This window comes from Catenulispora yoronensis, assembly GCF_039531695.1.
GTDB classification, from domain to species: domain Bacteria; phylum Actinomycetota; class Actinomycetes; order Streptomycetales; family Catenulisporaceae; genus Catenulispora; species Catenulispora yoronensis.
Genome location: NZ_BAAAQN010000004.1, coordinates 42112 through 65833, shown reverse-complemented (window position 1 = coordinate 65833; position 23722 = coordinate 42112). Strand labels below are relative to the sequence as shown.

Annotated in this window: 16 protein-coding genes and 1 pseudogene; 10 read left to right on the top strand and 7 right to left on the bottom strand. The window is 72.3% G+C overall.

The genetic code is table 11. The annotated features are described in order from the left end of the window. Nucleotides 1-61: 61 nt before the first annotated feature. From ABD481_RS04380 to ABD481_RS04360, 5 genes are all read right to left on the bottom strand, one after another. Nucleotides 62-1702, bottom strand: a complete 1641-nt coding sequence (locus ABD481_RS04380) for an MFS transporter (protein WP_344664199.1) — start codon at nt 1700-1702, stop codon at nt 62-64. A gap of 53 nt (nt 1703-1755) precedes the next feature. Beyond that, nucleotides 1756-2190: a MarR family winged helix-turn-helix transcriptional regulator gene (locus ABD481_RS04375; RefSeq protein ID WP_344664198.1), complete on the bottom strand. Its 435-nt coding sequence runs from the start codon at nt 2188-2190 to the stop codon at nt 1756-1758. Between the two features lie 44 nt (nt 2191-2234). Beyond that, nucleotides 2235-3248, bottom strand: coding sequence for a ketopantoate reductase family protein (locus tag ABD481_RS04370; RefSeq protein ID WP_344664197.1), 1014 nt, complete (start codon nt 3246-3248; stop codon nt 2235-2237). A gap of 28 nt (nt 3249-3276) precedes the next feature. Then, nucleotides 3277-3972, bottom strand: coding sequence for a GntR family transcriptional regulator (locus ABD481_RS04365; RefSeq protein ID WP_344664196.1), 696 nt, complete (start codon nt 3970-3972; stop codon nt 3277-3279). A 251-nt stretch (nt 3973-4223) separates the two neighbouring features. Continuing rightward, on the bottom strand, nt 4224-5690 hold the full coding sequence (locus tag ABD481_RS04360; protein WP_344664195.1) for a cellulose binding domain-containing protein: 1467 nt from the start codon (nt 5688-5690) through the stop codon (nt 4224-4226). A gap of 296 nt (nt 5691-5986) precedes the next feature. Between ABD481_RS04360 and ABD481_RS04355 the strand changes: the two genes are divergently transcribed. From ABD481_RS04355 to ABD481_RS04330, 6 genes are all read left to right on the top strand, one after another. Continuing rightward, on the top strand, nt 5987-7345 hold the full coding sequence (locus ABD481_RS04355; RefSeq protein WP_344664194.1) for an extracellular solute-binding protein: 1359 nt from the start codon (nt 5987-5989) through the stop codon (nt 7343-7345). 167 nt (nt 7346-7512) lie between these two features. Continuing rightward, nucleotides 7513-8496 (top strand): carbohydrate ABC transporter permease, encoded by a 984-nt coding sequence (locus ABD481_RS04350; protein ID WP_344664384.1) that lies wholly within the window; start codon nt 7513-7515, stop codon nt 8494-8496. Next, entirely contained in the window at nt 8493-9323 is an 831-nt protein-coding gene (locus ABD481_RS04345; protein WP_344664193.1) for a carbohydrate ABC transporter permease, read from the top strand. Before ABD481_RS04350 ends, ABD481_RS04345 begins: the two co-directional genes overlap by 4 nt. A gap of 14 nt (nt 9324-9337) precedes the next feature. Beyond that, nucleotides 9338-11056: a beta-N-acetylhexosaminidase gene (locus ABD481_RS04340; RefSeq protein WP_344664192.1), complete on the top strand. Its 1719-nt coding sequence runs from the start codon at nt 9338-9340 to the stop codon at nt 11054-11056. 41 nt (nt 11057-11097) lie between these two features. Beyond that, complete coding sequence (locus tag ABD481_RS04335) at nt 11098-11856, top strand: GntR family transcriptional regulator (protein WP_344664191.1); 759 nt, start codon at nt 11098-11100, stop codon at nt 11854-11856. 159 nt (nt 11857-12015) lie between these two features. Further along, entirely contained in the window at nt 12016-12441 is a 426-nt protein-coding gene (locus ABD481_RS04330; RefSeq protein WP_344664190.1) for a universal stress protein, read from the top strand. Nucleotides 12442-12603: 162 nt separating this feature from the next. Here the strand turns inward: ABD481_RS04330 and ABD481_RS04325 are convergent. After that, nucleotides 12604-13260: pseudogene (locus ABD481_RS04325) on the bottom strand (nitroreductase); the annotation flags it as partial. A 167-nt stretch (nt 13261-13427) separates the two neighbouring features. On the opposite strand from ABD481_RS04325, the gene ABD481_RS04320 reads away from it, so the two are divergent. The 3 genes from ABD481_RS04320 (at nt 13428) to ABD481_RS04310 (ending at nt 20879) form a co-directional block, all read left to right on the top strand. Further along, entirely contained in the window at nt 13428-15740 is a 2313-nt protein-coding gene (locus ABD481_RS04320) for a hypothetical protein (protein WP_344664189.1), read from the top strand. Between the two features lie 81 nt (nt 15741-15821). Next, a complete protein-coding gene (locus ABD481_RS04315; protein ID WP_344664188.1) occupies nt 15822-16328 on the top strand; it encodes a nucleoside deaminase in 507 nt (168 codons plus the stop codon). A gap of 183 nt (nt 16329-16511) precedes the next feature. Continuing rightward, nucleotides 16512-20879, top strand: a complete 4368-nt coding sequence (locus tag ABD481_RS04310) for a KR domain-containing protein (RefSeq protein WP_344664187.1) — start codon at nt 16512-16514, stop codon at nt 20877-20879. Nucleotides 20880-20934: 55 nt separating this feature from the next. Here ABD481_RS04310 and ABD481_RS04305 read toward each other — a convergent pair whose 3' ends face one another. After that, entirely contained in the window at nt 20935-22350 is a 1416-nt protein-coding gene (locus ABD481_RS04305) for an NsdA family TPR-like regulatory protein (protein ID WP_344664186.1), read from the bottom strand. Between the two features lie 333 nt (nt 22351-22683). On the opposite strand from ABD481_RS04305, the gene ABD481_RS04300 reads away from it, so the two are divergent. Next, a complete protein-coding gene (locus ABD481_RS04300; RefSeq protein ID WP_344664185.1) occupies nt 22684-23649 on the top strand; it encodes a hypothetical protein in 966 nt (321 codons plus the stop codon). Nucleotides 23650-23722 lie beyond the last annotated feature (73 nt).

The following is a 23722-nucleotide window of genomic DNA, read 5'->3' as shown; positions in this document are numbered from 1 at the left end:
CCATCAGCGGCCATCAGAGCCTCAAGCCCGCACGCCCTCACGCCCTCGAGCCCGCACACCCTCACGCCTCCCGCTCCGGCGTCCCCTTCCCCCGCCGCAGACACAGCACAGTGGCCAGCACCGCCAAAGCAGTCGCGACCGAGAACACCACGACCAGACCCTGATGGAAGGGCCCGGACAGCAGGCTCGGGAAGAACTCCCGGCCGGTCAGAGTCGCATTGGCACTCGGCGTGAGCGTATTGAGAACCCCGCCGGAGGACAGCAGGTGCTCCACCGGGTTCACCCCCAGCACCGCCGCGAACAGCGACGACACCGGCGGCAGCTGCGCCACCTGCGCCGCGGCCTGCGCCGACACGCCCTGCGCCTGCAAGCCGCTGCTGAGCGTGTGCGGAAGGCTGCCAGCCAGTCCGGCAATCATCAGCGAGAAGAACACGCCGATCGAGACCGCCGTACCCGAGTTCTGGAACGTCGCACGCATCCCCGAAGCCGCGCCTCGGCGGCTGGCCGGCACGCTGCTCATGATGGACGAGGAGTTCGGGGCGGCGAACATGCCGCTGCCTATCCCGTTGGCGGCGATCAGCGCGGCGAAGGCCCAATAGGGGAAGTCGACCGGGAGCAGGATCAGGCCGACGAAGCTGGCCCCGAAGACCGCGGTGCCCGCTGTCGCCAGACCGCGGGACCCGAAGCGGTCGGACAGGTAGCCGGACACCGGGCCGGATATCAGGAAGCCGATCGTCAACGGCAACAAGAAGATGCCGGCCCACAACGGGGTGTCCTCGTAGTCGTAGCCGTGCAGCGGCAGCCAAATGCCCTGCAACCAGATGATGAGGACGAACTGCAACCCGCCGCGCGCCACCGAGACCGCGAGCGCCGAAGCGTTGCCAACCGTGAAGTCACGGATCTTGAACAGCGACAGGTCGAACATCGGCTCGGCACTGCGCCGCTCGATCCGCCAGAACGCGAGCAGCATCACCACGCCCCCGCCGAGCAGCACGACCACCGTCGGGTTCGTCCAGCCCATCGCGTGGTTCTTATAGGGCTGCAAGCCCTGCGTGACGCCGATCAGCACACCGCCCAGACCCAAGGCGAAGGTGACGTTGCCCCACCAGTCGATCCGGCCCCCAGTAGCGCTCGTGGTCTCGCGCAGCCGCCGGTACGCCCAGTAGGTGCCGAACACGCCGACCGGCACGTTGACCCAGAACACCGCGCGCCAGTCCCACGCCGACAGCAGACCCCCGGCCACCAAGCCGATGAACATCCCGGCCAGAGCCGCGACCTGGTTGATGCCCAGCGCGAAGCCGCGCCGGTCCGGCGGGAAGGCGTCGGTGAGGATGGCGGCGGAGTTGGCGGTCAGCATCGAGCCGCCGACCGCCTGGAGCAGGCGCCAGCCGATCAGCCACATCGCGCCGTGCGTACCGACGAACGGGTCGAAGGACAACAGCACCGAGGCGATGGTGAACACCATGAAGCCGGCGTTGTAGGTGCGGACCCGGCCGTACATGTCCCCGAGCCGGCCCAGGGTGACCACGAACACTGCCTGGACCAGGCGGTAGCCCATGATCATCCACAGCAGGTAGACGATGTTGCCGGGGGCCAGCGGGTCCAGGTGGATGCCCCGGAAGATCGGCGGCAGCGCGATCAGCACGATCGAGCCGTCCAGCGCCGACATGAACATCGCGGCGGTGGTGTTGGTCAGCGCCACTCACTGGTAGCGCTGGTCGGCGGCCGGGGCCGCGGCGGTGGCGACCGCGGCCATCAGATCTTCTCCGCGAGCCGCTGTATGAGCGGGGCGGCGGCGGCCAGGGCGCGCAGCTCCTCGGCCGTGAAGCCGTCGGACAGCGCGTCGGCGATCAGCCGGGCCCGGGCGCTGCGCTTGAGGCGCAGCGTCTCGCGCCCGGCGTCGGTCAGCGAGGTCACCGACCGGCGCCGGTCCTGCTCGTCGCGGCGGCGCTCGACCAGGCCCTTGCCCTCCAGGACGCCGAGCGTGATGCCCATCGCCTGCGGCGTGATCTGCTCGATCCGGGCCAGGTCCGCCGCGGTGCTCGGACCGGCGCGGTCCAGCCGGCCCAGGGCCGAGCGCTCCGGGAGGGTCAGTTCGCCGGGGGCCGGGTTCTGGCGCATCCGGCGGACCATCATCGTGATCGCGCTGAAGAGGGAGGTGGAGAGATCCTCCATGCCGCGGGGGTCCATATTGCCAATCTAGATTGCTCAATCTGGATTGGCAATCAAGGTTGTCAATCTCGGTCCGCGCGCCCGCCCGCCGGCGCCCGCACCCCAGTCGGCACCCGCACCCCCGCCAGCGCAAGCACATCCGCCTCCGAGAACGACCCGATCCGACCCCGGTCGCCGTGCAGCTCCCGGATCAGGCGCTGGAGCAGCGCGTTCATCGGCGTGGGGATGTCGTGGGCCCGGCCGAGCACACAGATCTCCCCGTTGAGGAAGTCCGTCTCGGTGCTGTCCAGCCCGCGCTGCACGCTCTGCCACGTCGACCCGGCGGGCCGCGGGCGGCCGTCGACGACCGACGGCGTGAGGATCAGGCCGCGGTCGGGCCGCTCGTCGACCGCGATGCCGGCGGCCACCAGGCAGGCCCGGCCCTCGCGCCGGGCGATCTCGGTGATCGGCCCGTCCAGGGCCGCCGGGCCGCACAGCGCCTCGACGACGTTGCCGAGGTTGCTCAGCAGCTTGCCGTACTTCACGGCCCTGATGTCCCCGACGGTCTCGCTGGCGAACCCGGCTTTGACGAACCCGGATATCAGGGCCCGCAGCTCGGTGATGGTGCCGCCGGTGTGGCGGCCGGCGTCCAGGATCCCGATCACCGGGTGGGAGTAGCCGCTGACCACGCCGGGTTCCAGATGGACGTTGGGGCAGATGACGCTGACGCCGTAGACCGCGGGGAAGAAGCGGGAGGCGACCCGCTCGTTCTCCACGCCGTTCTGCAGACAGGCCACGGCCGTGGGCTCCGGCAGCGCGCGCCGGATCTTCTGGAGCGCCTCCAGCGTGTCCTGCGACTTCACGGCCAGCAGCACCATGGTGTCGGGGCCGGCGTCCAGCTTCTCCAGCTCGTCCGGGCCGATCGCCTCGACCCCGATCCGCTCCTCGCCGGCCGGGGTCTTGAGCACCAGCCCGTAGGTGCGGATCCGGGCGAGGTTCTCACCCCGGGCGACAAGGGTGACGGGAACCCCCGCGCGGTGCAGCCGGCCCGCGACGAACGCTCCGATGGCGCCTGCTCCGTAGACGACGAATCTCATACGTCTGTCATATAGCAGGAGTCGGTGATCAACCGGAGGCGTCGTCCAAGCGCAGACGTGTAGTGATCCGATATCTGTCGCCGCGGTATACGGACTGTGCGAACTCGACGACACGGCCCGCCGAATCCTTCGTCGTCCGTTCGATCAGGAGCAACGGCGCGTACACGTCCACGTCGAGCAGTTCTGCCTGCTCGGGGTTGGCGACGGTGGGCTCCATCGTCTGCACGGCCTCGCTCACGGCGATGCCGTGACGGTCGCGCAGCAAGTGGTAGAAGTTGCCCGACTCCATGTCGGCCGGACGCAGTCCGGGCACCAGCGCGGCCGGGACGTCGATGCGCTCGATGGCCATCGGCTCCTCCTCGACGACCCGCACCCGGATCACCCGCAGGATCAGCTCGTTGGCGGACAGGCCGAAGCGGGTCGCGCGGGAGGCGCCGGCCGCGGAGGTCTTGAAGGAGACCACCTGGCTGGTCCAGACGCCCTCGGCGGAGGGGGCGGCCAAGCCGGTGGCCGGGTCGCCGGTGAGCGCCTGGTCGATCTTGCGCGGGTTGGTGAACGTGCCGCGGCCCTGGTGCCGCACCAGGTGCCCGGAGTCGACCAGTTCCTGCAGCGCCGCGCGGACCGTCGGGCGGGACACGCCCAGGGCCGCGGCCATGTCGCGCTCGGAGTCCAGTCCGGTGCCGGGGGCCGCGGCGTCGATCAGTTGCAGCACATGGTCTCGCACCCGGTCTCGTTTGGCCGTGGCCGGTTTGCGGCCCGGGCGCGTCTGGCTGCCTGTCACATCGGATGATTCTGCCAGGTCCGATGGGCCGAAGGGCCAGGGAAGCAAGCACGAAGGCGGGGCGGCCCGGTCTCAGGGCGGGCCGCGCCGCCGGTCAGGGCGGTTCCGGACGGGTGGTCCGGGCCGGATGGATCGGCCGGTCCGGCCCCGGGTCAGGGGCGCCGGGGCCGGACCTGCCGATCGGGGGGACGGGATCAGCTGGCCGGGACGGTGTCCTTGAAGTGCGTGCCGCCGCTGTAGTAGCCGTCGACCGCGGACTGCACCGCGGCCGGCGACTGCGCGACGCCCTTGGCGAAGTAGACCCAGTTCACCTTCTCGTCCCAGGTGCGGGCGCCGTTGAAGGGCAGGTCGATAAACCACTCGTTGAAGTCGATGGTCATCGGCTGGCGCGGGTAGTACTTGCCGGTGCTGGAGAACACCTGCTTGCCGTCGATGTAGTAGGTGACGGTGCCGCCGTAGACGGTGGCGACCAGGGTGTGCCAGCCCTGGAGGCTGCCGATGGCGTCGTTGGTGACCCGGTCCATCGCGTCGGCGCTGTACCAGGTGGTGGTGTACATCGAGTTCGCCGGGCCGCCCCAGCCGCCGTTGGGCAGGTACTCGAAGTCGTTCTCGCTGTAGAGGGAGTTGTCCGGGGTGATGGTGTAGAAGGTCTCGTTGACGTGGTCGCCGTTGGCGCCGGTGGTCGGGGCGTCGTTGAAGTAGACCCGCGCGGCGTAGGTGCCCTCGAAGAACTTCTGCGCCGTGGTGTCGATCTCGGCCTGCTTGGTGCCGGCGGTGGTGCCGTCGGTGGAGGCCTTCAGGTTCATCACGTGCCCGCCCTTGGCCGTGGAGTCGGCCGGGAAGGTGAAGGTGTCGGCGGTCCAGGTGTTCTGCACCCCGGGCCCGCCGGAGCCGGTGCGGATGGCCCAGCCGTGCGCGTTCAGGTTCGGGTCGGACGGGCCGGTGTAGGAGAAGTCGTCGAACAGCACGCCGGAGGGCGAGCCGCCGCCGCCGGTGCTCGGCGAGGACGACGGGGAGGTGCTCGGCGAGCTCGACGGGCTGGTCGACGGCGAGGTGGGGTTCCCGCCGGGCGCCGTGCCGGAGACGATCGCGCCGTTCACCGCGAGCGTGATGGTGCTGGAGGGGCCGTACGCGGTCTGCGCGGCGTTGAACGAGTAGTCGTTCCGCTGGTTCACCGAGGCCCAGCCGGCGGCGTTCAGCCGCAGCTGCAGGTCGCCGGTCGAGGCGCCGGGGGCCAGCGTCCCGCCGGTGAAGCCGACCTCCAGGTAGTGGTCGGCGGTCGCGGTCGGCGAGGCCAGGGTCCCGACGGTTCCGGTGATGTTGCCGCAGCCGACCTGCGCCCACTCACAGGCGAACTGGTAGGAGGACACCGAGTCGGCGGTGAAGTAGTAGCGGATCTTCACCGTGGACAGGCTCAGCGCGGCGCCGCCGGTGTTGGTGACCGTGAACCAGGGCTCGATCATGTCCGAGCCGCTGGATCCGACGTGGTACGCCAGCGAGGCCGGGGCCCCGGTGGCGTGCGCGGTGGCGGAGAACGCCGCCGCGGTCAGACCGCAGGCGCCGGCCAGGCTCGCGGCGGCGAGCGCGGCGATCGAGCGCCTACGGGCGGGGGCCGGAGTGGGAGCCGGCGACGCCGCGGGAGTGGGGAGAGGGTGGCTCATGGTGGGAACTCCTTGTTGACCATAGGTAACTTTGTGGAGCGCTGGCGTTCAGAATGCGAACGAGCCACTGGTCTGTCAAGTGGCAGTTCAATCCCGACCACAAGGCCCACCACCACGTCGCATCGCTGACCTCTGGTCAGTTTTCGAGCGACCATTGACATTACCAATGGGAAAGTGCGAGAGTCCGGGTCACGCCGATCGGCGCCGGTCGTCCGCCCGGGTTGTGCGGACTGTTCAGCAGCACCCCCGGGGGGTCCCGGGACCACTCTCGAATCCGCTCGAAGACGAGGATCAGCATGCGCATACGCACCTCAGCCGGGCTGGCCGCGGGCATCGTGCTCGCGTTCGGCGCCGCGGCCTGTTCCAGCAGCGCCAGCTCGGGCACCGGCACCGGCACCGCCGGCGCCACCAGCGCCGCGGCCGGCGCCCCGACCGCGGCGATCGCCGGCGCGGGCTCCGGTACCGGGAAGACCCTGACCGTCTGGTACATGGACGGCGACCTGTCCGACGCCGCCGTGAAGGCCATCAACGACAAGTTCACCGCGCTGACCGGCGCACAGGTGAAGGTCCAGATCCAGCAGTGGGACGGGATCAACACCAAGGTCGCCACCGCGCTGGCCCAGGACAACCCGCCGGACGTGCTGGAGATCGGCAACACCGACGTCCCGCTGTTCGCCGCCAGCGGCGGCCTGTCGGACATCACCTCGGCGCTGCCGGAGCTGCAGGGCTCCCAGCACTGGCTGCCCGGCCTGGAGGGCCCGGCCACCGTCGACGGCAAGAGCTTCGGCGCGCCGCTGTTCGCCGGCAACCGCGCGGTCGTCTACAACAAGAAGATCTGGGCCGACGCCGGCATCACCACGCCGCCGACCACGTTCGCGCAGCTGACCGCGGACCTGGACGCGATCAAGGCGAAGAACACCGCGCCGGACTTCTCGGCGTTCTACTTCCCGGGCAAGTACTGGCACGGCGCGCTGCAGTTCGTCTGGGACGCCGGCGGCCAGCTGGCCACCTCCTCCGGCGGCAAGTGGTCCGGTTCGCTGGCCACGCCCGAGGCGCAGAAGGGCCTGGCGGCCTGGAAGGACTTCGTCGGCAAGTACTCCTCGCCGGCCTCCCGGGACGTGGAGACCACCGCGCCGGACTTCAACACGCTGTTCGCGCAGGGCAAGACCGCCACGATCCTGAACACCAGCATCAACCCCATCGTGAAGGTCGACGCCTCGCTGAAGGACCAGATCGGGACCTTCCCGATGCCCAGCGCCACCGACGGCAAGACCCAGCCGGTGTTCCTGGGCGGCTCGGACCTGGGGATCGCGACCAAGAGCAAGAACCAGGCGCTGGCCCTGGCCTATCTGAAGGCCGCCACCGACCCGGCCGTGCAGGCCGCGGCGATCGTCGGCATCGACCACTGGATCCCGGCCTCCACCGAGGTCATCGACCAGACCATCAGCTCGCTGCCGCCCACCTCGCAGGCGTTCTTCGCGGCCGCCAAGACCTCGGTGCCGACCCCGGCCGTGGCCGGCTGGGCCACCGTGGAGTCGGACAAGTCGATCGACGACTTCTTCGCCGACATCGCCACCGGGCGCAAGTCCCCGGCCGACGCCGCCAAGTCCCTGGACAGCCACCTGGACCAGGCGCTGAACGCCTCCGTGGGCTGAGGCCCCGGTCCGCTCCCCCCGCGCCGGGCCCGCACGCGCCGCCAGTCCCGCGTCCGCGAACCGCGAACCGCGAATCACGAACCGTGACTCGCGATCCGATCCGCGACCAGGACTGACCGGGCGTCGGGCCCGGCCTCGATCCAGGAAGGAACCCGCACGTGAACGCCATGTCCACCTCCGCGCCCAGGCGCCGCGGGACGGCGCCGCCCCGGCACGCCGGCCCCGCCCCGGGCCCGGGCGGCGCGCCGGCCGGCCCGCGCCGGCGCCGCAGCGCCCAGCCCTACGTCCTGCTGGTCCCGGCCCTGCTCATCCTGGGCCTGGTCGTCGGCTACCCGCTGATCCGGCTCGGGGTCATCTCCACCCAGGGCTTCGGCCTGCGGACCCTGATCACCGGCAGAACCACCTCGGTCGGCGCCGCCAACTACACCACGATCCTGCACGACGGGCAGCTGGTGCCGATCCTGGTCCGGACCGTGCTGTTCGCCGCGACGCTGGTCGCCGGCACGGTGCTGATCGGGCTCGGCGCGGCGCTGATGATGGTCGCGGTCGGCGGCCGGCTGCGCTCGGCGATGATGCTGGCGCTGCTCGGCGCCTGGGCCATGCCGACGGTGGCCTCCACGCTGGTGTGGCAGTGGCTGTTCCAGCCCACCTACGGCGTCGTCAACTGGCTGCTGACCCAGCTGCGGGTGTTCGGCGACTACCGGCAGCACGACTTCCTGGCGCACCCGATCTCCGGGTTCGTCGTGGTGTGGCTGCTGGTGGTGTGGGTCTCCGTGCCCTTCGTCGCCCTGACCCTGTACGCCGGGCTGACCCAGATCCCCGGCGACTACTACGAGGCCGCCGCGCTCGACGGCGCCGGCTACTGGCGGCGGGTGCGGACCGTCACGCTGCCGTTCCTGCGGCCGGTGCTGACGCTGGTCACCGTGATGTCGGTGATCTGGGACTTCAACGTCTTCAACCAGATCTGGATCCTGACCAAGGGCGGTCCGGACGGCGGCACCACCACCATCGCCATCTGGTCGTTCACCAAGGCCTTCGCCTCCCAGTCCTACGGCCAGGGCGCCGCGATCGCGGTGTTCTCGGTGGTGCTGCTGGCGGTGCTGGCCGGCTGGTCGGTACGCCGGCTCGTTCTCTCCGGGGAGGAAGCATGAGGACCTCGCGCCGTTCGCGGACGCTGCTGAACGCCGCGGCCACGCTGTTCGCCGTCGTGTGGGCGTTCCCCGTCTACTGGATGGTGACCACGGCCTTCAAGCCGCAGCACGACATCCTGACCTCCACCCCGCACTTCCTGCCGTTCCCGCTGACGCTGGCGAACTTCGCCGACGCCGTGAAGAAGCCGCACTTCGGCTCCTACGTCGTCAACAGCCTGGCGGTCACGCTGACCGTCGTGGTGGTGGCCACCACCGTCGGCTTCCTGGCCGCGCTGGCGCTGGCCCGGTTCCGGTTCCTGGGCCGGCGGGCGATCCTGGTGACGATCCTGGCGATCCAGATGATCCCGGCGCCGGCGCTGGTGATCCCGCTGTTCCTGACCATGAAAAGCATGCACCTGCTGAACAACCTGCTCTCGCTGGGGCTCACCTACACCGCGTTCGTGGTGCCGCTGACCATCTGGATCCTGCGCGGCTTCGCCCAGGGCGTGCCGGTGGAGCTGGAGGAGGCCGCGCGCCTGGACGGGGCGAGCCCGGCGCAGGTGATCCGGCACGTGCTGCTGCCGCTGCTGGCCCCCGGCATCATCGCCACCTCGATCTTCGCGTTCATCACCGCCTGGAACGACTACGTGTACGCCTACGTGATGATGAAGGACGACGCGCACTACACGCTGCCGGTCTGGCTGGCCACCTTCTCCACCAACACCGGCACCGACTACGCCGGCCTGATCGCCGGCTCCACGCTGTTCGCGCTGCCCGCCGTCGCCTTCTTCATGATCGCGCAGACCAAGCTGACCGCCGGGATGACCGCCGGCGCCGTCAAGGGCTGACAGAAAGGCTCCTTGTGATAATCCCCCGCCCCGCCGAGCACACCGCGCTGCCGGGAGAGTTCGTCCTGGGACCGGCGCTGACCCTGCTGGCCGGCCCCGGCACCCAGCGCGCCGCCGACCTGCTGGCCGAGTACCTCGGCGCCGGCCGGACCCGCAGCGCCGTCGGCCCGCCGATCCTGCTGCGCCTGGACCCCGCCGCCCACGACCACCCGCACGGCTACGACCTGCTGATCGAGCCGGACCAGGTGACCCTGGCCGCGCCGGCCGAGGCCGGGCTGTTCAACGGCGTGCAGACCCTGCGGCAGCTGCTGCCCCCGGAGGCGCTGGACCCCGCGACCGCCGCTTCGGACCGCTGGCGCTGGCCGGCCTGCCGGGTCCGCGACGCGCCCCGCCTGGCCTGGCGCGGCATGATGCTGGACACCGTGCGGCACTTCATGCCGATCGGGTTCCTGCACCGGCTCGTCGACGAGCTCGCGCTCCACAAGCTCAACATCCTGCATCTGCACCTCACCGACGACCAGGGCTGGCGGATCGAGATCGACGGCCTGCCGCTGCTCACCGAGATCGGCGCCACCCGGTCCGAGTCGATGGTCGGCCGCGCCGGCTCCACGGTCTTCGACGGCGTCCCGCACAGCGGCCACTACACCCGCGCGGAGCTGACCGAGCTGGTGCGGTACGCCGCCTCGCGCGGCGTGACGATCGTCCCGGAGATCGGCATGCCCAGCCACACCCGGGCGGCCCTGGCCGCCTACCCCGAGCTGGGGAACCGGCCGGACGTCCGGCTGCCGGTGTGGACGTCCTGGGGCATCAGCGAGGACATCCTCGGCGTGCACGACGCGGCGCTCGACTTCGGACGGCAGGTGCTGTCCGAGGTCATGACGATCTTCCCGTCGCGGAACATCCACATCGGCGGCGACGAGTGCCGCACCGCGCAGTGGGCCGCCAGCCCGGTGGCCCGGCAGCGCGCCGCGGAGCTCGGGTTGTCCGACATCTCGCAGCTGCTGGGCTGGTTCCTCCAGCAGATGCACTCCTTCCTGGGCGAGCACGGCCGCCGCGCGGTGTGCTGGAACGACGGGGTCGGCAACGACGCGCTCGACCCGTCGATCGTGGCCACGGCGTGGCTCAAGCCGGAGCACGCGGCGGAGGCGATCGCGCGCGGCCATCAGGTACTGATGTCGCCGCACGAGCAGACCTACCTGGACTACCGCCAGACCCTGCACCCCGCCGAGCCGCCGTCCCCGGACGACCGGGTGCTGACGCTCGCCGACGCCTACGCCTTCGACCCGCTGCCGCTCGGCCAGCGCGGCGTCGGCGCGGCGGCCCTGGACGACGGCTCCGGCGGGCCGGGAGTGCTCGGGACGCAGGCGCAGCTGTGGACGGAGTGCGCGCCGACGCCCGAGGTGGTGCGACACCTGATCTACCCACGGCTGTGCGCGCTGGCGGAGGGTGCGTGGAGCGACGAGCGGCGCGACCCGGAGGAGTTCACCCGCCGGCTGCGGCACCACCTGCGACGGCTGGCGGCCGTCGGGGCGCTGCCGGAGACGCGGCCGGAGGGATGGGACGACGGGGTGTCGGTGACGGGCGGGTCGGACGAGCGGGGCGGGTCGGACGAGCGGGGCGGGTCGGACGAGCGGGGCGGCTCGGACGAGCGGGGCGGCTCGGGAGGTTCTGGCGGCTCCGGCGATTCCGGCGATTCCGGCGGCCCGGCCGGTACCGACCTCCCGGTCCGATGATCGACTCCTCGTCGACTTCGACATCGACTTCGACATCACCGTTGACGGACCCGGCGCGGCAGGCGGGTCTTCCCGACCGCCGCGCCACCGCCAAGCGCGACCTGGTCCGGGCCCACCTCTTGCAGTTCGCCGACGGCGCGGAGGCCGGCACGGCGATCGTCTCCGAGCGCGAACTCGCCGCCCGGCTCGACGTCTCGCGCCCCACGGTCCGCGCCGCCATCGAGGACCTGGTCGCCGAGGGCCACCTGGTCCGCCGCCCCGGCCGCGGCACGTTCACCAGCCCCCGGAAGGTCACCCAGCAGCTGTCGGCCGACGCCTCCAGCCCGCTCGGCGTCCCGCCCGCCGAGGGCGCCTGGACCAGCCGCGTCGTCGCCCTGCGCACCCGCCAGGCCGGCGCCGTGCGCGCCGCCCGGTTCGCGGTGCCGTCCGAGGACACCATCCTGCACGTCACCCGGGTCCGCCTGGTCGACGCCGAACCGATCGCCATCGAACGCCTGGAGCTGCCGCAGAACCTGGTCCCCGGCCTGAGCATGACCGACCTGGAATCAGGCAACTTCTACCACCTGCTGCGCGAGCGCTACGGCGTGGCCGTCAGCGACGCGATCCAGACCCTCGAACCCGCCGTCGCCAACCCCCACGAGGCCGAACTGCTCGACATCCCGGTCTACTTCCCGCTGCTACGCATCGAGCGCACCACCGCCGACGTGCTCGGCCGCACGGTCGAGTTCACGCAGTCGGTGTACCGCAGCGACCGGTACCGGATCACGTCGCGGCTGCGCTTCGACCAGAGTTCGGGGTGACGCCGGAGGCGGACCTGTCGGAATCCCTGTCGGAATCATGAGGCCTGTTATCTAAATCCTTCACACCAGCACCCCTCCCCGATTGAGCGACTCCGGCCCGCGGGCGATCATGGACGGACCGGACGGACCGGACCGGACGGAGCCACCGAAAGGCCCACCATGAGCGGCATCGTCGTCGGAGTCGATGACTCCCCCTCCTCCCGAGCCGCCCTGCGCTGGGCCGTCGCCGAGGCCGAGCTCCGCGGCACCGGCCTGCACGTGGTCTCGGCCTGGGAGATCCCCTTCGCCAAGGCCGGGCAGGACGACGATGACGACCCGCTCCCCGCCGTCCCCTCGCTGGAACAGGCCGCCCTCAGCGAACTCGCCGCGGCGGTCGCCGAGGCCGGCGGGGACCCGGCGGACCCCGCGACGAGGATCGAACTCGTCCACGGGTCCCCCTCCCGCGTCCTCATCGACGCCGCGAAGGACGCCGACCTCGTGGTCCTCGGCTCCCGCGGCCGCGGCGGCTTCTCAGGCCTCGTCCTGGGCTCGGTCGGCCGGCAGGTGATCCACCACGCGGCGTGCCCGGTCGTGGTCGTGCGGTAGGGCGGCCGGCGGAGCCGCGGTCGCCGACGGAAGCGGGCTTGGTAACTGCGGGCTTGGTGACTGCGGACTCGGTGACTGCGGGCTTGGTATTTGCGGGCTTGGTATTTGCGGGCTCGGTGATTGCGGGCTCGGCGCCGGCAGCGCACTCGCCGGCAGCGCGTCCACGAAGCGGACCGTCTCCCCCACCTCGGCCCGCCCGGTCCGCAACGCCGGCACGTCCGGCCGCTCGTACCCGACCGCGACCCCGCACACCAGCACGAGTCCGTCGTCGGCGCCGACGATCTCGCTCACGGTCTTGCGATACATGGTCCACATCACTTGCGGGCAACTGTGCAGTCCCTCGGCGCGCAGCAGCAGCATGACCGTCTGCAAATACATCCCCGCGTCAGCCCACTGCCCGGGACCCATCACGCGGTCCACGTAGCAGAACAGCACCACCGGGGCCCCGAACGCGCCCGAGTTCAACACGCCGATCTTCCGCGGCCGCAGCGGATCGTCCCGCTCGATCACCAGCGCCCGATAGCGCTGCGCCGCCGCGGCCGCCATCCGCTCGCTGTACGGCGCGCCCATCTCCTCCGGATACATCGGATATTCCCGCTCGTCGCCGGGATCACCGGCCCGGGCGCGCAGCGTCGCGCGCCGCTTCACCTCGGCCAACGGCTCCCCGCTGACCACGTACAACCGCCACGGCTGCACATTCCCGCTGGACGGCGTCCGGGCGGCGGCGGCGAGCACCCGGTCCAGAGCCTCGCGCGGTACTGGTCTGTCGCTGAATGCCCGCACCGAGCGGCGGGTGTCGACGGCTTCGTACACATCCACGACTTTCGACGATAGGCCATGGCGGAACCCGGTTCGCGGGGTGGTCCGCCAGCGGCGATCACGCTCTGTAACTCAGTGTTCTCCCATATAGCCATTGTCCCTCGCCGTCACCAGGATGACGTCGGACGAGCCCCGGGAAACTCCCGGGGACGTCATCAGGAGGATCCATGGGCGCAACGGAACAGTACAGATCCGCCGGGGTCCCACCCCGGCGCCGACGGCTGGTCGCCGCGCTGTCGGTGATCGCGCTGGCGCTGGGCGGAACGCTGGCCGCGCAGGCGGTGAAACCGTCCGCCGCGCAGGCGTTCGGCACCATCAACGGCCTGGGGCAGCGCTCCGAGCATGAGCGGATCACGCGGGCGGCACTGGCGTGCGCGCCGGGGGTGAAGTCCACCGGGGACTGCTTCGAGCCGCGCTCGATGGACCAGCTGGCCGGGCACTCCGGGACGTTCGGCGCGGTCGGGTCGCCGGACCTGGACGAGTTCAACGATCCGACGGCGCACTGCGACAACGCCGACTACCTGAACGTGGCCGGGTATCCGCAGTCGCGCGCCACGGCGACCGCGAACCTGATGGCGTGCGTGAACCACCTGCGCCAGCGGTTCGGCCAGGGGGTGGACGGCGCGGCAGGGCTGTTCGACACCAACGGCGACCTGCGCGGCGACCAGGTGGACCTGACCTCGGACTGCACGTTCGGCGGCGGGTTCTCCGGGCGGGCCAAGTGCAACGCGATCGAGGGCCTGGGCCGCGCGCTGCACGGCGCGCAGGACTTCTACTCGCACAGCAACTGGGCCGACCAGTCGGACCCGAGCAAGCCGATCAGCATCTCCAACCCGCCGGGGCTGGGCCTGCCGGGCCCGTCGCCGATCCTGGACCTGGCCGGGACCTCCACGCCGGCGGTCCCGACCGACCTGACCACCGGCTACTACGCCGGCATCTTCAGCGACAAGTGCCCGGGCGCGACCCGGATCACCCACGCGTGCATGAACAAGGACGAGGCGCTGATCGACCCGGTCTCGGGCACCGCGACCGACCCCAAGACCGTCCGCGGCAGGGTCGGCTCCAACGAGCAGGCCGCGGTGTCCGGCGCCGTCGCCGAGACCCGCCGGCAGTGGTCGGACTTCAAGAACGCGATCATCTCCCGCTACGGCGCCGACCTCGGCAACCGGATGATCCTGGCGATCTGCCAGGACGTGCCCAAGGTGGACCTGGTCTTCGCGATCGACACCACCGGCAGTATGAGCCCTTACATCAACGCCACGGTCTCGGCGGCGAACACCATCCTGGACGACCTGTCCGGCAAGGGCACGCCGGCGCGCCTGGCCGACTTCCGGATCGGCCTGGTCGACTACAAGGACGTCGACTCCGAGATCCCCGGCTGCCCGCCGGACTATGACGCGGTGACGGACCTGGGCTTCGCCACCAAGCGCGCCGACATCGTCAACGCCCTGGGCACGCTGCCGGGCAAGGTCGGCGGCGGCTGCGACATCCCGGAGGACGTGCTCTCCGGCGTGCAGACGGCCGTGAACTTCCCCTGGCGGCCCGGCGTCACGAAGGCCATCGTCGCCATGGGCGACGCGCCCGGCCACGACCCCGAGGCGCACAGCGGCCTGTCGTCGGCGTCGGTGATCGCCGCCGCGAACGCCGTCGACCCGGCCTCGGTCTACCCGATCCTGGTCGGCTTCGACTCCTCGGCCACCAGCTTCCTGACCAACCTGGCCACCGGCACCGGGGGCCAGACCTTCAGCAGCAACGCGCCCGGCGGCGTCGGCGGCGCGCTGGTCGCCGCGATCACCCAGATCACCAGCACTCCGCCCGGCGGCGACACCAGTCCGCCCAAGGTCGACTTGTCCTTCCCGACCGCGCCGGGCTCCCAGCAGGGCGTCTTCAACGCCTCGCAGACCCCGGTGACCGGAACGGTGACGGCGAGCGACCCGTCGGGGGTGACCGCGATCGACTGCTCCGACGGGCTCGGCGGCCTGACCGAGGGCCCGTTGAGCGTCGACGCCTCCGGCAAGGCCAGCCGCACGCTCAGCGTCACCGGTGACGGCCAGCACATCGTGGTGTGCGGGGCGACCGACAACTCGCCCGCGCACAACACCGGCGCCACCGACGGCTCGAACTACGCCGCCGCGCTGGAGCTGGACTCGGCGCCACCGACGGTGACGTGCAGCGTCACTCCGACGACGATCTGGCCACCGAACAAGAAGCTGGTCCCGGTGACCGCCACCGTGACCGTCGACGACGCCTTCTCCGGCCCGGCCGGCTTCACGCTGAAGTCGGTGACGGCGAACGAGCCGCTGGACCCCTCCGACGTCCAGGGCTTCACCCCGGGGACCGCGTCCACCACCGGCGCGCTGCGGGCCGACCGGCTGGGCCCGGGCTCCGGCCGGATCTACACGCTCACCTATCAGGGCACTGACCAGGCGGGAAACAGCGCGACCTGCTCGGCGACGGTGACCGTACCGCACAACCAGTAACCGCCAACCGCTTCGGACAGCCCGTCGCCGGGTGCTGAGACACCGCGAGGCACCCGGCGACGGGCCCGTTACCGTGCCCGAATGACACCCGAGGAGATGGTGGCGGCCGCCCTGGAGGTCGCCCGCGAGGGCCTGAACGCTGGCGAACTGCCGATCGGCGCGGTGGTGATGATGGGCGAGGAGGTCGTCGGACGCGCCTTCACGCAGGACCGGGCCCAGCGGCGGATGCTGGCCCACGCCGACCTGGCGGCCCTGGTGCAGGCCGACGAACTGCTGCGCTGGGAGCGCCGGGCGCACCCGCTGCGAATGGCGGTGAACCTGGAGCCGTGCGTCATGTGCCTGGGCGCGGTGATGTCACTGGGAGTCGCAGAGGTCTACTACGGGCTGGAGTCACCCGCGGACGGCGCCGCCCGGATCGCCCAGACCTGGGATCCGGGCAACAACGACTTACCCGGGTACGGAGCCCCGCTCGTGGTGGGCGGCATTCTGCGGCACGAGAGCCGGGAACTGTTCCGCGAGTTCTGCGAATCCGCGCCGGAGTCGGGGGTTCGGCGATGGGCGCGGACGTTAGTGGATCTGCCTGACTAGGAACACATAGTCCTGAAACGGCTCTCCCCGCCCCACCCACTCCCGCCGTTGATCTTGCCGACTTTCAACACGCCCCAGACTTTCAACACATCACCCGGATTCGCCAGGGGCCATCGCTCCAATAACAGGGCAGCATCGCCTCACCACATAACGCACGGAAGAAACTCGGCGGAGGGGTGAGCGATGGAACCCATGGCGATAGTCGGGATGGCGTACCGGTCGCCGCAGCCTGACGGGCTGCCGGCGTTGTGGGAGTTGCTTCAGGCCAACCACGGCGTCCTGCGCAAACCGGCCGTCGAGCTGTCCGAGCTGGCGCGGCGGGCGTTCGCGACCATCGTGCCCGACGCCGATCCCGCCATCGCGCCTTCCCCCGCCGACGCCGACGCCGTGCCTCCCACCACCGGCGTCTTCATCGGCATCACCCGGGGCGACCCCCACCGCGTGGCGCAGGCCCTTTCCCAGGCCCTGGACCTGTCCGGGCCGAGTTTGGGCGTCAACACCGGTGCGTCTTCCTCGCTGGTCGCGGTCCACCTCGCTCTGCAGGCCCTGGACGCGGGCGACTGCCCGCTCGCCCTCGCCGGGGACGGCAATGTCCTCATTCTCCTCAAGCCGCTGACCTCGGCCCTCGCCGATGGCAACCACGTGCACTGCGTCCTACTCGGCTCGGCGGTCGCCTACGACGCCGCCGCGACCCGGGAGACGCTGGCCCGGCGGGCCCAGAACCGGATCAGCCGTGCCAGGGCCCGCGGCGATCTCACCGAGGTGGCCTCGGTCGGCGTCGGCACGGCTAACTGCCTCATGTTCGTCGCGGCGCCGACCCCCGAGCAGCACCCCTTTCTCAGCGCCCTCCCGCACGAGGATCCCGCCGGCACGACCACGCTCACCGGCCTGATCTCCACGCGCCGGCATCCCTGGCTGCTCGACCACGCCGTATCAGGCTCCTGTGTCTTTCCGCCGGCCGGCCTGCTCGACCTCGCTGTCCACGCCGCCGAGAGCGCCGCCCCGGGCAGCAGCCTGCACGATCTCGCCCTTCGGAATCCGTTGCCCCTCGAACCGGACTGCGAGCGCCCCGTCCGCGTCGTCCTGGCGCCTCCGAGCCCCGAGGGACTGCGTCCCCTGACGATCCTCGCGCGCGTCCGCGCCGACTGGATCGAGCTCGCGACCGGTACCGCCGCGACGACCGGCGTCGCCGAGCCGCTCAAGCAGGCCGCGGCCGTTGCGCCGAGCGGCCCGTCGGGCGAGGCCGTCTCTCCGCAGGACCTCTACGCGCACCTGGCGGCCGCCGGCCACCACTACGGCCCGTCCTTCCGGACGATCACCGCCGCCTCCCACTCGATCGACGAGGCGGTGGCCGAGTTCGCGCTGCCCGACACGTTCCCCACCACCGGCTTCACCCTCCACCCGGTGCTGCTCGAAGCCGCGCTCCAGCCCGTCCTCCCGGCTTCGCACCGCCCCCTGCTCCCCACCGCGTGGTCCGGCGTGACCAGAACCACCGACCCCGCCGCGGGTCCCCCGGCCCGCGCCCGCGTCCGCCGCACCGAGTCCGACGCCGTCTCCCTCACCTGCTACGACGCCGCGCACCGGGCCGTCCTGCACATCGCGTCCATCGACCTGCGCCCCCTGCCGGCGGCCCCCGACCGCCCGCACACGGACCGCCACTACCGCCTGGTCTGGCGCCCCTGCCCCCGCGGCCGCTTCACCCCGCGCCTCACCGGGACCCGCGTCCTCGTGATCGCCGACGATCCCGACGCCGCCTCCACTCTCGCCGCCGCCCTCGAACGCGCCGGCGCGGCCTGTGCCGCCATCCCCACGGGCGACCCGCTCCCGCCCGGCGACTGGCAGCATGTGGTGTTCGCGCCCTCCGCTCCCCCGGGACCCAGGGCGACCGCCGACTCCGCACAGCAGGTCCTCGCCGCCACCGACCTGGTCCGGCGGCTCGCTGCGCGATCCCGGCCGCTGCGCCAGACCCAGGGCCGACACCAGACCGAGGTCCAGGGCCAGGCCGAGATCCAGGGCCAGAACGAGATCCAGAAGCAGGCCGAGGTCCGAGCCCAGGCCGAGGTCCAGGTCCAGGGCCAGATCCAGCCTCACCGCCCGCCCCGTCTCTGGCTCGTCACCACCGGCGCCCACCAGGTCGGCGCCGGAACCAGCACCCCGACCCCGGCCCTCGCGGCCCTGCGCGGCCTGGTCCGGGTCGCCGCCCAGGAAGCCCCGGAGCTCCGGTTCAGCGCCCTCGACCTCGACCCGCTCGACCCCGACCCCGCCGAAGTCGCCGCCGAACTCGCCGACGACTGGGACGACGACGAGATCGCCGTCCGCAACGGCCGCCGCTGGACCGCCGTCCTGGAGCCCGCCGACCCGGCCCGGCCTGCGGAGCCCGCGGTGCGCACCGTCTACTTCGGACGCGACGCCTTCCGGCTGCGCCCGCTCCCGCCCGGGGACCTGGCCTCGGTCCGACCCGCCGTCGGGCGCCGTCGCCTCCCCGGTCCCGGGCAGGTCGAGATCCGGGTCCGGGCGGCCGGACTGCACTACCGCGACGTGCTCGCCGCCCTGGACCTGCTCGGATCCGCCTCCGCCACGGCGTCCGGCATTGGCAATGGCACCGGCACCAGCACCAGCACCCCCGCGACCTACGAGCCCCCCATGCTCGGCCTGGAATGCTCCGGCGTCGTCGAGCGCGTGGGCCCCGGCGTCCCCGGACTCACCCGCGGCACCGAGGTCGTCGCCCTCGGCACCGGCGCCCTGGGCTCCTTCCTCACCACCGACGCCGAACTCGTCCTGGCCCGCCCCGAGGGGGTCACCCTCACCGCGGCCGCCGGGCTCCCGATGGCCTACGCCACCGCCTGGCACGCGCTCGTCGACCGCGCGCGCCTGCACGCCGGCCAGCGGGTCCTGATCCACTGCGCGACCGGCGGCATCGGCCTGGCCGCCGTCCACGTCGCCCGGCTGCTCGGCGCCGAGGTGCTGGCCACCGCCGGGAGCGAGGACAAGCGGCGGCGCCTGCGCGAGATGGGCATCGCCCACGTCTTCGACTCGCGCAGCGTGGCCTTCGCCGGCGCGGTGCGCGAGGTCACCGGCGGCGCGGGCGTCGACGTGCTGCTCAACGCGCTGCCCGGCGCCGGGCTGGAGGCCGGGTTGGAGGCCCTGGCCCACGAGGGCCACTTCGTCGAGATCGGCAACCGCGACATCCTCGCCGACGCCCGCATCGGCCTGGCGCCCTTCCGCCGCAGCATCAGCTTCGCCGCCGTCGACATGGTCGAGCTGCTCCGCACCCGCCCGGCCCGCCTCGGCGAGGTGCTGCGCAGCGTGTTCGCCGAGCTCAACGCGGGCCGCCTGCCGGTGCTCCCCTACACCGCGTACCCGTTCGACCACGGTGTCAGGGCCCTGCGGACGATGGCCCGGGCCGCGCACTTCGGCAAGGTGGTCCTGGAACTGCCCGAGGAGGACCGGATCCGCGCCGTGCTGCCGTTCGGCCCGGACACCGTGGTGCGCCCGGGCGGCGCCTACATCGTCACCGGCGGGCTGGGCCGGCTCGGCTCGGCCTTCGCCCGCTGGCTGCTGGACCGCGGCGCCGGGCGGGTCGTGGTCAACGGCAGGTCGTGGACGCCCGCCGTGGACGAGCTGCCGTCCGGGGCGGTGGCGGTGTTCGGCGACATCGCCGACGAGGGCGTCGCCGAACACCTGGTGGCGGCCGCGACCCGGGACGGCCTGCGGCTGTGCGGCGTGCTGCACGCCGCCGCCGTCCGGGACGGCGGCCCGCTGCGGACGGTCGGCGCGGAGCAGGTGCGGCGCGTGTGGCGGCCGAAGGTGGCGGGGGCGTGGCGGCTGCACGAGGCGCTGGCGAATCAGACGCCTGACTGGTTCGTGCTGTTCTCCTCGGCGACGGCGATGACCGGGGCGGCAGGCGAGGTGGCGACCGCGACCGCCGCGGCCTGGCTGGACGCCTTCGCCGAGTGGCGCCGGGCCCGGGGCCTGACCGCGCTGAGCGTGAACTGGGGGACGTGGAGCGACGCCGGGCCGGGCAGCGCTGCCGGGGCGGCCGAGGGCATCGGGACGGCGGAAGGCATCGCCGTGCTGGCCGACCTGATCGCCCAGGGACGCGGCCGGGCCGTCTACTTCGGCGGCACGGTGGAGGAGCGGACCGGAAAAGCCGCCTACCGGCCGGTGTTCGGACTCTTCCACACCTGGCCGGACAAGGACGCGGCGTCGGCGCGCCAGGTCGCGGAGCATCCGCGTGATCTGCGCAGCCGGGTGGCGACGGTGATCCGGGACACCGTCGGATTGGCGCCCGGGACCCCGATCGACGCCGACGCGCCGCTGCCCGCCGTCGGGGTGGACTCGCTACTCGCACTCCAGCTGCGGAAGGCACTGGAACGAGACCTGGGGCTGCATCTGTCGGCGTCGTTCGTCGTGCGCCATCGGACGCTGGCGGCGCTGACGGTCGAGCTGGCCGAGCTCATCGGGCAGAGCGATCGGGCGGGTGACAGGGCAGCTGACAGTGCAGCTGACAGGGCACGGAACCCGGCGCACGGCGCGGCCGATGTGGCCTAGTGCCAGGCCCGCCGGCGGGGCTCTGCGGCAGCGGACCGCAAGCCCCTCCGCCGCCCTACAACCCCGCCGCCCGCGTCAGCAGCTCCGCGGCCCCCGGGTGCCGCCGCAACGGCAGCAGCCGGGACCGCATCGACGCCAGCGCGGCGTCGACCCGCCCGGACTCCAGCGCCGGCACGTCGTCGCAGAACCGGCGCCACGACGACAGCGCCGCGTCGATCTGGCCGTCCGCGAGCTGGATCTCGGCGAGTTGCGCGCTCAGCACCGCGCGCGAGCGCCGGCCGGTGTCGTGGCGGTCGCGCAGCGACGCGGACAGGCGTTCGATGGCTGCTTTGCGCCGGCCGCCCGCCGCCGCGACCGAGGCCTCGGCGTGCGCCAGGGCGGCCGAGTCGTAGCGGCCGATGGCCACCGGCTCCAGGGTGGCCTGGGCCAGCAGTTCCGCCGCGGTGTGCAGGTCCCGCGCCGCCCCGGCCGGATCGTCGGCGGCGGCGCGCGCCACCGCCGTCTGGCCGATCAGGAACGCCCTGGTCAGGGCCGGCGCCCGGGTCCCGACCGCGGCGGTCGCGGCCTCGGCGAGGGTCACCGACTCGGCGTGGTGGCCGAGCAGCCGGGCCTGCACGCTCATGGCGCGCAGCGCGATGCCGTACCCGACGGTGTCGCCGGCCTCGTGCATCAGGCGCAGGGAGAGCAGGTAGTAGCGCTGCGCGGCAGCCTGCGAACGCTGGTCCAGACACGCGAAGCCCGCCAGGTAGCACAGGCTGCCGGCCACGCTGAGCAGCGCCTGGTGGTCGGCGGCCCGGGACGGACGGCGCAACCAGCCCGAAACCACTGTCGACAGGTAGCCGGACAGCGCGGTCAGCGCGCGGCCGCCGCCGAACGCGGCGTCGGCGTCGGAGAAGAAGCTCAGTATCGCGGTGGCCGCCTCGACTTCCGGGCGTCCGATGCGCGCCGCGACGGCGCCGTCGGCGACGGCCTGGAAGGCGGCGGGCCAGAGCTGGGGTTCGGGCACTGCCAAGGCCGCGGCCCGGAACGGGCCGATGGCGGCGTCGGCCAGTGCTCCGGAGGCGGTCAGTGTGGCGACCGTTTCCAGGTCCTCAGGCGTGCGGGGCATTTCATCAGGAGGTAGCGCGGCGGGGTGGTTGTAGTGGCCGGACGCCGGGTAGCTCACCTCCACAACCCCTTGTTCACCTGCCGCGGCCCCCGGCGTTCCCGCCTGCGGCTGCGCCGATCCGCCGCCGAACCCGAGCTCCTCCACGGCCACGACGCGCTCCAGCGCCCGGGAGAAGACCTCGGCCAACACCCCGCGCACCGCTGCCCGCGGACGCGTCCCCTCCACCCAGTGCGCCACCGCGGTCCGGTCGTAGGACAGCGCGATCCCGGCTTCCCGTCCCGCCGCGTTCACCGCGGCCGCCACGTTCTGGTACGTCCACCCGGACGCGGCGATCAGGCGCCGCAGCTCAGGATTCTCCGGCATCGGACGACCCTCCCCACCTGGTGCGATATTCACTATGTCGGGCTAATCCGGGCTTGGACAGGGCGCATGGGAGTGTGGGTGGCCGCCCCGTGGCGATTTCCCTGACGACAATCTGTTGAGCTCCACGTACCAGCTTGGAGGGCCCGCCCGGTGAACCGCTCCTTGATACTCCAACGCCTTGTCACGACCGTTCCGGTCCCCGCCGGCACCGTGGTCGTACCGGACCTGTTCACCCACCCGGAACGGGGTCCCGTACGGTGCGACGCTGCGGAGCTGGTGCGGGCGCGGGTGGCGGTCGGGGGTGTTCCGGTGGTGTCAGGCGAAGTCCGTAACGTGAACGATACCGGGACGGCGGGGTATCAGGACACGGTTCTGTTCGCCGCAACCTATTTGGATCCGAAACGTGGCACAGTCGGGTTCGCCGCCGCGGCGCGCCTGGCCGACACGGTGGCGGCCCGCGCGGCACGCGAAGCGGTCACCGCGTACGCCTCGGCGCTGCGCACCCGCCAAGTGATCGTCGCCGACGCCGGGCCGTCCTGCGAGTGCCTGACCGCCGACGGCCTCGCGCTCGACGACGTCGGCGCCGCGCCCTGCCCGGCCGTGCCCAAGGCGCTGGACGCGGTGCGCCGCTTCACCGAGCGCGGCGACACCGTGGTGGTCATCGGATCCCCGGCCAAGGCGACGGTGCGGCGGCTCGTGGCGCAGGCGCCCGCGCGGACGGTGCCGGTCGTCGACGCCGACGGCGTGCACGCGCTGGATGTCGCCGATCCGGGAGCGGTGGCGTACGTGCCCGCTCCGGGACTGACGTTCGCGCAGGCGGCGCCGGTGGTCGAGGCCCTGCGGTCGCGGTTCGGGCGGATTCCGTTGCAGAGCCCTGAGGACTATTGCCCGGCGCCTTCCGAGCAGTCCGCGATGCTTGCCGCGTTGGCCGCCGCCTGTGACACGGTGATCCTGCTGGGAGCTCCGAGCGCGGACGCGGGCCTGGGCCTGGAGCCGGGCCTCGGCACGCGTACCGGCGCGGGTACCGGCATGACCATGGCCATGGACGCGGGCCTGCCCTACGCCGGCACCGCGACCGTCGCCGCGCCGCACCGGATCATCCCGGTCCCGGCCCTGGCCGGCCTCACTCCGGAACTGCTCGCCCCGGTCCTCACCCTGGGCCTGGCCGACACCGGGGCCCAGTCCGCGCTGTCGGTGTCCGTGGTGCTCCAGGTGCTGTCCGGACTCGGGCCGATCGCCGTTCGCCGGATGCGCGTCACCAGCGCGCTGACCCGGGCCCAGCAGACCGTGTCCCGATGACTCGGGCCAGCTCGGCCCGCGGACGTCCCGGGCCAGTCCCCAGTCAGCCCCCGGTCAGTCCACAGTCAGTCCC